The 12,275-nt window shown below is 45.4% G+C and carries 9 protein-coding genes and 1 pseudogene; 7 read left to right on the top strand and 3 right to left on the bottom strand.

Features of this window, described 5'->3' with window-relative positions; all coding sequences use genetic code 11:
• Positions 1 to 7 precede the first annotated feature (7 nt).
• Complete coding sequence (locus GZ78_RS01505) at positions 8 to 382, bottom strand: STAS domain-containing protein (RefSeq protein WP_034832208.1); 375 nt, start codon at positions 380 to 382, stop codon at positions 8 to 10.
• Between the two features lie 183 nt (positions 383 to 565).
• On the opposite strand from GZ78_RS01505, the pseudogene GZ78_RS01500 reads away from it, so the two are divergent.
• Positions 566 to 2,062: pseudogene (locus tag GZ78_RS01500) on the top strand (aldehyde dehydrogenase).
• A 217-nt stretch (positions 2,063 to 2,279) separates the two neighbouring features.
• A complete protein-coding gene (locus GZ78_RS01495) occupies positions 2,280 to 2,966 on the top strand; it encodes a Crp/Fnr family transcriptional regulator (RefSeq protein ID WP_034832205.1) in 687 nt (228 codons plus the stop codon).
• Positions 2,967 to 3,205: 239 nt separating this feature from the next.
• On the opposite strand, the gene GZ78_RS01490 is transcribed toward GZ78_RS01495, so the two are convergent.
• Entirely contained in the window at positions 3,206 to 4,459 is a 1,254-nt protein-coding gene (locus tag GZ78_RS01490; protein WP_034832203.1) for an ISL3 family transposase, read from the bottom strand.
• 396 nt (positions 4,460 to 4,855) lie between these two features.
• On the bottom strand, positions 4,856 to 6,466 hold the full coding sequence (locus GZ78_RS01485) for an AbgT family transporter (RefSeq protein WP_034832201.1): 1,611 nt from the start codon (positions 6,464 to 6,466) through the stop codon (positions 4,856 to 4,858).
• 662 nt (positions 6,467 to 7,128) lie between these two features.
• Between GZ78_RS01485 and eno the strand changes: the two genes are divergently transcribed.
• From eno to GZ78_RS29275, 5 genes are all read left to right on the top strand, one after another.
• On the top strand, positions 7,129 to 8,424 hold the full coding sequence (gene eno, locus GZ78_RS01480; RefSeq protein WP_034832199.1) for a phosphopyruvate hydratase: 1,296 nt from the start codon (positions 7,129 to 7,131) through the stop codon (positions 8,422 to 8,424).
• A 182-nt stretch (positions 8,425 to 8,606) separates the two neighbouring features.
• The gene (locus tag GZ78_RS01475; protein ID WP_034832197.1) at positions 8,607 to 9,998 is read left to right on the top strand and encodes a hypothetical protein; all 1,392 of its coding nucleotides are present in this window, start codon (positions 8,607 to 8,609) and stop codon (positions 9,996 to 9,998) included.
• Between the two features lie 165 nt (positions 9,999 to 10,163).
• On the top strand, positions 10,164 to 11,216 hold the full coding sequence (locus GZ78_RS01470; RefSeq protein ID WP_034832195.1) for an endonuclease/exonuclease/phosphatase family protein: 1,053 nt from the start codon (positions 10,164 to 10,166) through the stop codon (positions 11,214 to 11,216).
• Positions 11,217 to 11,486: 270 nt separating this feature from the next.
• The gene (locus GZ78_RS28685; RefSeq protein WP_152558490.1) at positions 11,487 to 11,669 is read left to right on the top strand and encodes a hypothetical protein; all 183 of its coding nucleotides are present in this window, start codon (positions 11,487 to 11,489) and stop codon (positions 11,667 to 11,669) included.
• Positions 11,670 to 12,091: 422 nt separating this feature from the next.
• Positions 12,092 to 12,232, top strand: a complete 141-nt coding sequence (locus GZ78_RS29275) for a hypothetical protein (RefSeq protein ID WP_161787282.1) — start codon at positions 12,092 to 12,094, stop codon at positions 12,230 to 12,232.
• The last annotated feature ends 43 nt before the right edge of the window (positions 12,233 to 12,275 follow it).

The raw sequence follows: 12,275 nt of genomic DNA, 5'->3' as shown, positions 1-12,275 counted from the left end.
AGCAGGCTTAGTTCATGTTGATTCTACCCAACTGGGCATCTGATTCAAACAGCATGGATTCGGCTTCTTCCAGGTCGCTGGCAATGCTTACGTAGCGTGAAATACCGCTCAGTTCCAATAATGCACGAATAGATCTGGACACATTACACAACGTCAGGCTATGAAGCAGAGTCAATGTATTTCGGGTGTTGAGCAATACTCTCAAACCTTCACTGCTTATGCTAAACAGCTGTGAGCAATCGAGAATTAGATGTCGGTTGCCTTCAAAAGTAGCGGCTTCGATAGCATGATCCAGTATTGGAGAGGTGACAGCGTCTACTTTGCCCTGGACTTCCAGCAGTGTGTAGTTGTAGTGATCTTCCAGATTGATGGATAAAGCCATGGTATTACTCCTTTAAATGGCTGTTTTGTTGTCAGCACATCCTAGAGCGCCTATAGAGTCAGTTGCATAACAAGGTTGATAGTAATGCTGACATTTGACTTGGCTCTGGCAGAAAAACTCTCAATAATGAGTGCTCCCCGAGCAGTAGTGTTTCATTAACCGATACTGAAAAGTGGAGTCACCATGTCCAGCCAGAATAAAGCTTACTGGGAGACCAAGGCTGAAGAGCTAATCATCAATGGTAAAGCTTGGATTAACGGCGAGTATTGTGATGCCGCCTCCGGAGAGACGTTTGATTGCATCTCTCCTGTTGACGGACGGACTCTTGGTAAAATAGCCAGCTGCTCTCAGGAAGATGCTGACAAAGCGGTGGCCTGTGCACGCTCAGTCTTTGAGTCAGGAGATTGGTCCAGAGCGGCTCCAGCCGATCGAAAGGCTGTTTTATTCAAGTTGTCTGACTTGATACTGGAGCATATCGAAGAACTGGCTTTGCTGGAAACTATGGATATGGGCAAAGCTATCCGTTTTTCTCTGAATGATGATATTCCTGGCAGTGCTCATTCATTGCGCTGGTGTGCAGAAGCTATCGATAAAATTTATGGTGAGATCGCTCCTGTAGATCCTGCTCGCCTGGCATTGATTACTCGTGAGCCCGTTGGTGTGGTGGCTGCCATCGTTCCCTGGAACTTTCCTATGAGTATGGCCAGTCTGAAATTGGGTCCTGCTCTGGCAACGGGAAACAGTGTCATTCTCAAACCCTCTGAAAAATCATCGCTAACAGCGATTCGCCTGGCGCAATTGGCAGAAGAAGCCGGTTTGCCCAAGGGGGTACTACAGGTATTACCAGGATATGGTCATACCGTTGGCAAGGCTCTGGCATTACATAATGATGTTGATTGTTTGGCATTCACGGGCTCAACTCGCACTGCATGACAGTTAATGGTTTATGCCGGTGAGTCAAATATGAAGCGCATCTGGCTCGAAGCTGGAGGCAAGAGTCCACACATTATTTTTGGTGATTGTCAGGACCTTGAAGCTGCAGCTAAAGGGGCAGCAATGGGCATTGGCTATAACCAGGGCGAAGTATGTGTTGCCGGCTCAAGGTTGTTGGTAGATGAAGCCGTTTACGATGAATTCATGCCACTACTGCAAAAGCATATACAGACCTGGCAGCCAGGGCATCCTCTCGATCCGGAAAGCCGGGCAGGTGCTATTGTCGATGAGGTTCAGGTTCGTACCATCCTTGATTATATTTCCACAGGTCAGGAAGAAGGGGCCAGGCTGAGCTCGGGTGGGCAGAGAGTGATGGAGGATACTGGAGGTTTTTATATTGAACCGACTCTGTTTGAAGGAGTGAGTAATACCATGACGATTGCTCGTGAAGAGATCTTTGGTCCGGTCGTTTCTGTCATTCGGTTCAGTCATGAAGACGAAGCGATACGAATTGCCAACGACACCCACTATGGTTTGGCTGCAGGTCTCTGGACCGATAATCTAAAAAGGGCACACCGCGTTGCCGGAAAAATCAGGGCAGGTACTGTTTATGTGAATGGTTATCTGGGGGGTGACATGTCGGTGCCGTTTGGCGGGTTTAAACAGTCAGGAAATGGCCGTGATAAATCGCTGTATGCCTTTGATAAGTTTATTGAGATAAAATCAACCATTATGTATCTTCAATAAATGAGTGGAGGCGAAAAAAACGTGAACGATCACCGTTTTCTTTCGCCTGTTTCTTTAATAATCAATCACGATATAAGTCTTATAGTTAACAAAAATAGCTTCACTGTGCTAAGTTGTGCTAGCAAATAATTTTTAAAATAAATTGTCGTATATTGGTTACTTGAAAATAAGAGTCGTATATAAAAATACAAAATAACAATTTTGTTGTAGGTCTTAGATGAGTGATATTAACCTTTGGTATTTAAGGTCTCTGGACTTTTTTAAACGTTTTTCTAAAGAAGACGTTGAGTCACTGACTCGTGAAGCTCACCAGGTAAAAATTGATCACCGGTCTCCATTGGCGATTCGTCAGCAGGGGGTTTATCTGGTTTTAACCGGGCGTATCAAACTGTATCGGCAGGTTAATGACTCGGTCAGAATGTTGGATTCTGTGCTTGAGGTGGGTGACTTGTTCGGTGGTATACACGGTGGTGAGGTATCTTATGAACTGGTTCCTATTCAGGCTGCGACCATTCTGTTGATTGAGAAGGAGAAGTTTCTTGATGATATGACCAATCCCAGGCTGTATCTGGAGGTAATGCAGAAGCTCGAAGAGCGGCAGGGAATCTTGCAGGCAAGGCTCGACAGCCTGATTTTTAAAGATGCCAGAACCCGCATAATTGAAACCATGGTTAACCTCTGCCGTGAGCACGCTGTAGCTTGCACGCATGGTTTTGGGCTTGATCTCAGTATTACACAGGAAGACATTGCGCAGCTGGTTTGTGTTTCAAGACAGGTTGTTAATAAAGTCTTTAGAGAGCTTGTGAAAGAAGATGTTATGCATAAGAACAAAGGCTTTTATTGTATTCGTTCAAAAGAGTCGCTGTTAAAGTTGATAACGATCAAGCAGGCAATGCATGAATAGAAGTGAGTGTAAAATAGGTGACAATCACTCTATAAAAAAGACGATTGCTTTTAAGTGAGTTGATTAATTTAAATTGAGGTGCTCATAACGCTTGTTTTGATTGAAATAAATAAGATTAATTAATAGACAAGATAAGTACCGGCTTTCAGGTATGAGTCGATCGTCTTGTTTTTTGTCATTCAGGTGACATTTGTCAATGTTTTCTTCTGACTGCACCACTGACTGAAGAATATGCCTCGTCAGTAAAATCTGTGGGTCATTTCCGGTTCAGGCAGCTTGCCGAGTGCATGATATAAAGCGATTTCTGCGCATTTATAAGTTCTGAATCCGTATGATTTTCTCGTAGTGAGTTTTATCTTGGTATTCAGACCCTCAACAATACCGCTGGAATACGCCTTTTTTGCCCGGAACCAGTTCAGGATGAGAGGCTTGTGTCGTCGAACAGTTTTAGCAACTTTTTTCATCGGCTCTATCTTTGATCGCATGACTCTTGTACACCAACGATCCAGATATTTTTCCGCCCAATGTGGTGAAATGTACTCCCAGAATGCCTGAAATTCTTCTATGAGCAGGTAGGCTCTGACGCTTTTCAGGTTGTACTGAAGCACGGTGTTCAGCTTTATCTCTTCTTTCTCTGTGAGGTTTTCTTTGCGCTTGAGTAGGCACCAGCGTGTTTTTTTCAAAACAGGCTCATAACCATCGGCCTGTAGCTGCTTATGTTCAGATGCCCGGACTTCATCAATAGCCTTGTTCAACATGGCCACGATGTGGAAGCTATCCAGGATGTGCAGTGCCTGACTGGCACATTCCGCGATGGCTTTTACGTAGGGCTTCCACATATCAGAGCAGACATACTCCAATCGCTGACTACGCTCCGTACCAAAGAAAGCGAAGAAGCTTCGAATCGTAGCCTCTGTACGCTCCTGACTAACCCACAATAATCGTGTGCAACCGCGATCAATCTGGTAAACGACAGTCAGGTATTTATGGCCTGTCTGGTAGGCAACCTCATCAACGCCAATAGCCCTGACGTTATCGAGTGTACGGTGGGCCTTTCCCCATTCAACAACGTACTCAACAGCATGAAAGACTTTCTCCCATGAAGTACTGAAACTACTGGCAACCTCTTTCCACGATAACTTTTTTGCCCAATGTGCGAGGAACTGCATGTAAACTTTGGTCAGCTCCTTCTTGCCATCAGCCCATGGAACCTGTTCAACCTTTACACCACATGAATTGTATTCCACCCGTCGCATTATGTAGAGCAGGAAAACCCTGATGCCCCAGAGAGGGATAAACTCGAAGCGACGTTCAGCAAGATGATCATAGCCAGGAGCAGGCTTCTGGCATCCTGAGCAGATAGCGTGACTGTTCTTTCGTGGAACAACGGTTACATTGAATACTTCAGAACCTTGATAGAAGCCGAGCTTTACATCTTGATAAACAAATGACTTGAGTTTATGAACTTTATTGAGGATAGTTTTAATCAGCATCAGTGGTCACTTTTGTTGTTTTTTTGTCCATCAACAAAAAACTATCAAAAGTTTGCTACTGATGCTTTTATCTCAAAATCTGTTCATTTTTACCCACAGTTATCCCTGAAGAGCCAAGAATATAAATAATTAATGGGGCAGATCTGCTTTCAGAAACTGGGCCCTCAATAAAAAAAAACCATAGTCAAAGGAGTCAATGGTTATGATCAGCTCTCTTATTGTTCTTCTCTTTTTTCTTTCCGTCATTTTGCTAGCCGATCTTTTTGTGGATACGGCTTCTCCAATGGCGCAAGAAGTTGTTAACACCCGATGACTTTCCTTAGATGCTCCTGAATAGGGTAATGCTATAAAAAAAAGGGTGAATTCTCACCCCTTTTTAATCGTTAAGCGGCGCTGTTAGCCAGCACTGTAGAAGGTGGCAGAGCCAGGTCCAACGGGCAGACCCAGTACAAAGACCCATACGAAGAACAGAACGCTCCAGCCAATGACGAAGAACATAGAGTAAGGCAGCATCATGGAGATCAGTGTGCCAATACCCAGGTCTTTCTTGTATCGAGAAGCAAAGGCAACGATCAGGCCAAAATAGCTCATCATAGGTGTGATGATGTTTGTTACAGAGTCGCCGATACGGTAGGCAGCCTGAATGACTTCAGGAGCGTAGCCAACCAGCATCAGCATGGGTACAAAGATGGGAGCAGTGACAGCCCATTGTGCAGACGCTGAGCCAATCATCAGGTTCACAAAGCCACACATCATGATGAAAACGATGAACAGCAGTGGACCGGTCAGGCCGATGTTCTGAAGGAATTCAGCACCGAGTACCGCAAAGATAGTGCCCAGATTGGTCATGCCAAAGAAAGCTACAAATTGGGCAGCAAAGAATACCAGAACAATATACATGCCCATGGTACTCATGCTCTTGGACATGCAGTCAATGACATCTTTGTCGTTCTTGACCGTGCCTACCGTTTTACCGTAGACGAAGCCTGGAATCGCAAAGAAAATCAGAATCATGGCAACAATGCCTTTCAGGAATGGAGAGCCTGAAACAGCACCTGTCTCGGGATGTCTGAGTACGCCCCACTCAGGAACAATGGTCAGAGCCATAACTCCAACTACTGCCAGCAAAGCCAATCCTGCCAGTTTCAGACCACGTTTCTCAAGAGCAGTGACTTCTTCCATTTTATCTTCAGAAAGATCGACAGCTGCTTCAGATTCATTGTATTTACCCAGGCGAGGTTCAATGATCTTGTTGGTGACCCAGGTGCCTACAAAGGTAATCAGGAAGACGCTGACTGACATGAAGTACCAGTTGGCTTCAGGGCCTACGACATAAGCCGGGTCAATCATTCGTGCTGCTGTTTCTGTAATGCCGGACAGCAGAGGGTCAACAGTACCCAGTAACAGGTTGGCGCTATAACCACCGGATACACCGGCAAAGGCTGCTGCCAGTCCGGCCAGAGGGTGTCTGCCCAAAGAGTGGAAGATCATTGCAGCCAGAGGGATAACCACCACGTAGCCCAGTTCAGAGGCTGTGTTGGAAAGAATACCGGCAAACACGACGATCAGGGTCACAGTGTTGCGTGACGCCTTCATGACCAGTGAACGAACCAGAGCGCTCAGCAGGCCAGAGTGCTCAGCAATGCTGACACCCATAAGGGCGACGAGAACGGTTCCCAGAGGAGCAAACCCGGTGAAGTTACTGACCAGGTTGGTCACAATCATTCTAAGGCCTTCACCTGTGAACAGGTTGACGACATGAATCATGCCATCAGCTGCCCGGCCTGCAGTACCTTCCGGACGTGGGTCGATCACGCTCAGTCCGGCCCATGAGGCGATACCACTGATGACAACAATACCAACAGCAAACAGGGCAAACAGGGTAATAGGGTGGGGTAACAGGTTACCCAGCCACTCTACGGTAGCAAGGAAACGATCAAAGGCGGTGCGATTTTTATTGGTGTTATGTGCATCACCTGTTGGGAGAACTTCGGACTGGTACGACATACTTCCGCTCCAAACAGTTTTAGCTGGTTTTTAGCCGACGTCTTTACTTTTGGTTTTGACAGTCTGGCCACAGGTCATGAGTAACACTTATTCATTAAAAGATCGTGGTCGTTTAGCGAATAAGTGTGACGGATAAGTCAGGCAAATGACCCTGACAAAAAGATACGCTGGAGTACATTCCCAGCAAATCGGGCGGAATAATACCCTGAAACAGAATTTTTTTACAAATTTAGCTATAAAAATTTAATTTTTATTCGATTTAGATTTCCTCCTAAAAGACATTTGTCGAATAAATAAAAAGGGTGGTGCCCTTGTGTAAAAAGGTGAGAAGGATGGTTAAAGGATTAAGCTTTGCTTGGGAAAGAGCACTTAAAAAAAGTCTTTTAACGCTCGTTTTTAGCTCATTTGTAAACTTGGATTCAAAAAAATTGATGTGAGTGAAAGGATGAATAAATAATTCTTTACAATAGAAGGGTTAGTGATTGCCCGTTAATTGAAGGGCTGGGTGTGTTCTTTAAGTAAAAGTTCCGGATAAGCAGGTGCTTCTATAGAAGTCTTCTGTCTTTCAGGTTATTTAAACCGAATTGGAGATAACCTTTCTGACAGGTTTGTCTTGAGGATTGCCTCTATATTTAATCCAGTTTAACCGGAGGTCATATCCTATGGATTTCGCTATCACCAGCCTTCTTGCGCACGAAATTCTGGACTCCCGGGGTCATCCTACCCTTGAAGTCGAGTGCTCATTGTCCTGTGGTATCGTTGCTCGTGCCTCGGTGCCTTCGGGGGCCAGTAAAGGGACGAGGGAGGCGATGGAGCTGAGAGATGGCGAAACAGGGCGATACTCAGGGCTGGGAGTCGAAAAAGCCATTGATTCAGTCAACGGTGAATTGGCTATTCTGTTGTTCGAAGCGGATGTCAGGGATCAGGCTGGCATCGATAACAGAATGATTGAATTGGATGGTACCCCAGATAAGTCCAGGCTTGGGGCTAATGCAATGCTGGGTGTTTCTATGGCAGTCTGCAGAGCTGCTGCCATGTCGGTAAAGTTACCACTCTACCAGTATATCGGTGGCATCAGTGCCAACCGTTTGCCCGTGCCCTGTATGAACATTATCAATGGCGGTGTTCATGCTCGCTGGCAGGGCGCTGATTTTCAGGAGTTCATGATTGCTCCCTATGGAGCCGATACCTTCCGGGATGCTGTGCGCTGGGGGAGTGAGATCTATCAGGCCCTCAAATCTATTTTGTTGGAGAAGCATTACCATTGCGCTGTCGGCGATGAGGGAGGTTTTGCACCGTCAGTGTCTTCTAATCAGGAACCACTGGATCTTATTCTTGCAGCTATTGAGAAGGTAGGACTCTCACCCGGAAAAGATGTAGGCATATGCATGGATCCGGCTTCCAGTGAATTCTTTAAGGATGAGAAATATCACTTAAGAACAGAAAAAAAAGTACTGTCTTCCGCTGAAATGGTGAGTTATTACGCACAACTGGTTAAGAATTATCCGATTTGTCTACTGGAAGATGGTCTTTCTGAATCAGACTGGGGAGGCTGGGCTGCCCTGAATAATGAGCTGGGTGATGCTATCGAGATAGTAGGCGACGATATTTTTGTCACCAATGTGGAATACATTGCCCGTGGAATCGAAGAGAATCTGGCCAATTCAGCACTGATTAAATTGAATCAGATTGGCACTCTGACAGAGACTGTCGATGCTGTGCACTTGTGTCAAAGTTGTGGCTGGGGTGCTTTTGTTTCACATCGTAGTGGCGAGACCATAGACAGCTTTATTGCGGATATGACCGTAGCTCTGGGAACCGGTCATCTGAAAGCAGGGGCCCCTTGTCGAGGAGAGCGAGTAGAAAAGTACAACCAGCTGATGCGTATTGAAGATGAGCTGGGAGATATGGCTGAATTTGCTGGAAGGGACGCGTTTGTAAGGCCCATAGAATGGTAAGACTTTTTAAATCCCTCTTGTGAAAAGTGGGAATGTTGTGAAAAGTGGGAATGTTGTGAAAAGTGGGGATGCTCACATAGCACTGTTAATCGTGGGGAGATGCACTTGGTCGATGAATGGCCGGTAACTATAAGCCTTTAATTATACTTAGAATGTGATTTTTGTAGATAAGGAGTGCTGGCATGGACGCCGGGCGTAGTAAACCTCAGACACAAACTCAACCTCAACCTCCCAGACCGATGGATGCAGGTAGTACAACTCAATCCAGGATTGCGGTAGCCGGTCGTGCAGAATTCAATACTCGAAATGTTACAAGAGAAGATAACGCTCCCTGTAAATTGACGGTTTACCTTGATTATGGTCACAGTTTTGTCCGGCTGGAAAACAAAGAGAGAAATGTAGATATTGCCCGGGGGCTCTATCCAGACGGATATCATCCTGCCCTGGGGCAGGAAATGCCATCAATAGATACGGAAGGCTGTCATCATCCAGAGGTTGAACTGGATGCAATCTTTCAATCTGACACCTGCCCTGCCAACCCCTTGTTGCCACAACCCAAAGTACCGGATCCTATGTGCGAAGTACCTTTAAGAACACCTTGGTCGGGTGCAACTAGTGATCAGTGTGCTGTTCCTGAAGTTGAGTGCGAAGAACCGGAAGGTGGTTCTTTTGTAACATCGATTGGCGCTGATTCTGAGCGTTATTTGGGTTCGGTTGTGGCCGCTGGAGGGGTGAAGTCATCGGTTGGTAAACCACTGGGGATCGTTTCATCAACTATTGGCGTGAGCAAACTTTTTCGTGAGGAATTTGGGGTTGAACTGGGCGATGTAATGGACGAAGTCAGCAGCTATGAAGATTACAATGGCATTGATCATATCCCTAAAGTGACGTTTTTTATTTCCCAGCAAGAGGCCATGGCAGTAGAGCAGTACATAACTGAATATTCAGATGCCTGTCATAAAAAGGAAGCCAGTTGCGTCTACAGTGGCTTGGGCTTCAACTGTGTTGATTTTGCCCAGGAAGCTTTCTCTAAAACCGGCTATCCCGGACATTATATTGAATATTTTACCCCCAAGCTCCTTGAGCCCAGTATGGGGTATGCGACAGCCTATGCAGCCCTCTATCATCCTATGGCCAAGCCTACAATAGGTGGAACGTTGATGTTGGCGGCGGTTGCGGGTAAGTATGCGGTGCCTAAGCTTGCGGGAGCTGTCAAAACTGTAGGCAGCTGGATGAGCGGCTGGGTGTGGCCTGAACAAAAAGCCGTTGAAGAAGAAAAAGTGGATGTGAGTGAGACGAAGCGACTTTTTAACAGTGTTAAGTATACCAATCTAACCTGTGAGAGATTCTGGGAAAATTATAAGAAAAGAAATGATACAACTACAAAGCTGATCAGTGAGAGTGTAGATCTTCAGGCTCGTTTTGATGATTTAGAGCGACTGATTGCTTCAGAAGGTTTCAGTGGCAGGCATCAAGCATTCATTCATAAAGAGCTAAAAAGCATTCAGGAAGGTTTCGATGAGTTCTTCGAGCAAGCGAATGATATGAAGAAGGCTCAAAACAGCAATGGTTGAGTTTATTCCACTCTCTATTTTTAATGATTCCATTTTGATACTACTGCATTTTGATACTACTGTCTGAAGGCTTGTCTTTCGGGCGGTATTTTCTGATTCTATCCTCTGTTTTTTCTGAAAGCTTCTATCCTGTAAGTTTGATTTTTTAGTCCATGAGCAGGCTTGATGAAAGAGTGTCGTTCCCTTCTGGCTTTACTGTTTTTTATGAATATGTCCTTAGCTGCCGATTCAGGTATACAGAGTGTTTCTGTTCATCGACAAAGTATGGAAGCCATTCCTGTTAACACTAGCCCACTAATGACCTGCCCTTTAAAGGCTTGTGATCAGTGTTTGCCTCTGAAGTTGTTAACCTGGAATGTGAACCTGATGACTTCTAATGACTTCTTCGAGCTTTTGATCTGGTTGTTTGGTAATCAGGATATGAATGATCCGGAATTGAGGGCAAGAGAGATTGCTCAGTATATTATCAAGAAGGATTATCATATTGTGGCACTTCAGGAAATTGCTGATGAGTATCTGAGAAGTGTCGTTAATGAGGAGATGAAAAGAGCGGGCTATTATATGACGCCTGTTTTGGGACAGGATTGGAAGTGGTTGTTATCTGGCAGGCTTTTTAATGGCGGGGTCGTGTTGTATAGCAAGGCTCCGATTGTTGAGATGCAAGAGTTTGTATTTCCGGCTCCGGTTGGGCAACAGGGATGGTGCGCGATAGGTACCTGGTACATAAAGGTGCGAAGTCATAGTGGTAATCTCCATGTTTTTGGTCTCCATTTGCAAACGGTTCAAAGTGACTCTGAGGCAGAGTACAAGAGCCTGATCAGACATTATGACTACCTTAATAAAGTTAAGAGTGCACTGAATATTCCCAAGCGCGAAGCCGTCATCTATCTTGGGGATTTTAATTCTGATGCGGGTCGGCAGGACGGAATGGCTCAGGGGGATGAATATTTTCAGCTCATGCTGGAAACCCTTGACAGTCAGCAAGCTGCCGATTTTGCCAATACTTCTCTGCCCTATTCCTTTGACATTTATGGCAATGAAATGGCAAAAGGAAAAACCCCGTTGGGTACATTGGACAATATTCTTTGTGATAGGAGAAATGTCTGCCCGATTACGGGCTACATGAAAATCCTCCACGCCAACCAAACCCGCTCACGCTTAGGTGTTCTTTCTGATCATTATCCCATTGAAGGCATCTTGTATTTCACTAAAGATTAAATCTTCGTCACGGTCGGCTTGATATTGAAAAGAATGAATGCTGGTATCAGCCTTTAATACCAATCGCACTTTCAAAATCCCCTAAATCCCCTAAATCCCCTATTGTGCAGCCATTTGAGTCCAATATTCTGCGTTGGGGATCGTCGCCATAGCTACGGCTATGACTCCTCACCCCGCCTTTATGCCCTGTGGGTATTGCCTATTGGACTCAAATGGCTTGCTCATAACGGGGTTTGAAAGTTTGATTGGTATAAATTCATGGATAGGTTTATGAAAAGGACTTTGATTGCATTGCTGTTTATTTTCTGGAGTAGTTCAGTCATTGCAGCGTGGAATATTACTCATGCCAATATGACCGACGAAGCCAGAAACTCTGGTAGCAGGAAAAAGGTATCGAGCGGTATTGACCCGTGGTGTCAAGGATTACTGGTGAAATGCAGTCTTTACCGATGAGTTTCAGTGGGAGGTACAAGTATCAGAAGCCGAAAATTAGAGACTGGTTGGTGAGATTAACGACCTGTTATGCCTTTTTTCCTGTTCAGGATACGTTCGGCAGTACAGCTTGTATTGGTTTGAGTATTTATGGCGTGGCTTCGACTACCGGGGGGGACTATCCATATCCGCTTTGATTCCTACTGTTGTGGCGGGCTCATCTGCAGTGCCTGTAGGCTTTTTTGCCAGAAGCTCTGGGCGGTATTTTGGTTGGAGTGATTTACGGAGCAGGCTCTGGCATTGTCAAAACAATGAAGTTTCTCTATAGGACGCCCGAACAAAGATTTCTTCAGGGGGATAAAACAGCGGCTCAGGAATTGATGAATCTTGAGTGAAATGAGTCTGAGAATCAAGGGCTCTTGTCTGACTCTGAGTCCATTCGAATGCAAACACTAAGAGAAGATATTCATGCTCGCAGTGATGAGTGTTCACCTATCCTCAAAGACCACAATGCTGACGGCTATCGCTGGCAGCGATACGGTTTTCAGCCGGGCAGTAGACAAGCCCATGTGATCAGTGTCTAGGAGGCTGACCGAGAATAGGCTTATCCGCTATGATAAGCCTTAA

This window comes from Endozoicomonas numazuensis, from assembly GCF_000722635.1.
Lineage (GTDB): Bacteria > Pseudomonadota > Gammaproteobacteria > Pseudomonadales > Endozoicomonadaceae > Endozoicomonas_A > Endozoicomonas_A numazuensis.
Note: the sequence above shows the minus strand (reverse complement) of the source record. Positions and strands in the feature narration are given on the sequence as shown.

Bases quoted from the DNA above. Each gene is read 5' to 3' on its own strand.
- GZ78_RS01505 (WP_034832208.1), bottom strand. From the start codon at position 382: ATGGCTTTATCCATCAATCTGGAAGATCACTACAACTACACACTGCTG.
- GZ78_RS01495 (WP_034832205.1), top strand. From the start codon at position 2,280: ATGAGTGATATTAACCTTTGGTATTTAAGGTCTCTGGACTTTTTTAAA.
- GZ78_RS01490 (WP_034832203.1), bottom strand. From the start codon at position 4,459: ATGCTGATTAAAACTATCCTCAATAAAGTTCATAAACTCAAGTCATTT.
- GZ78_RS01485 (WP_034832201.1), bottom strand. From the start codon at position 6,466: ATGTCGTACCAGTCCGAAGTTCTCCCAACAGGTGATGCACATAACACC.
- eno (WP_034832199.1), top strand. From the start codon at position 7,129: ATGGATTTCGCTATCACCAGCCTTCTTGCGCACGAAATTCTGGACTCC.
- GZ78_RS01475 (WP_034832197.1), top strand. From the start codon at position 8,607: ATGGACGCCGGGCGTAGTAAACCTCAGACACAAACTCAACCTCAACCT.
- GZ78_RS01470 (WP_034832195.1), top strand. From the start codon at position 10,164: ATGAAAGAGTGTCGTTCCCTTCTGGCTTTACTGTTTTTTATGAATATG.
- GZ78_RS28685 (WP_152558490.1), top strand. From the start codon at position 11,487: ATGAAAAGGACTTTGATTGCATTGCTGTTTATTTTCTGGAGTAGTTCA.
- GZ78_RS29275 (WP_161787282.1), top strand. From the start codon at position 12,092: ATGCAAACACTAAGAGAAGATATTCATGCTCGCAGTGATGAGTGTTCA.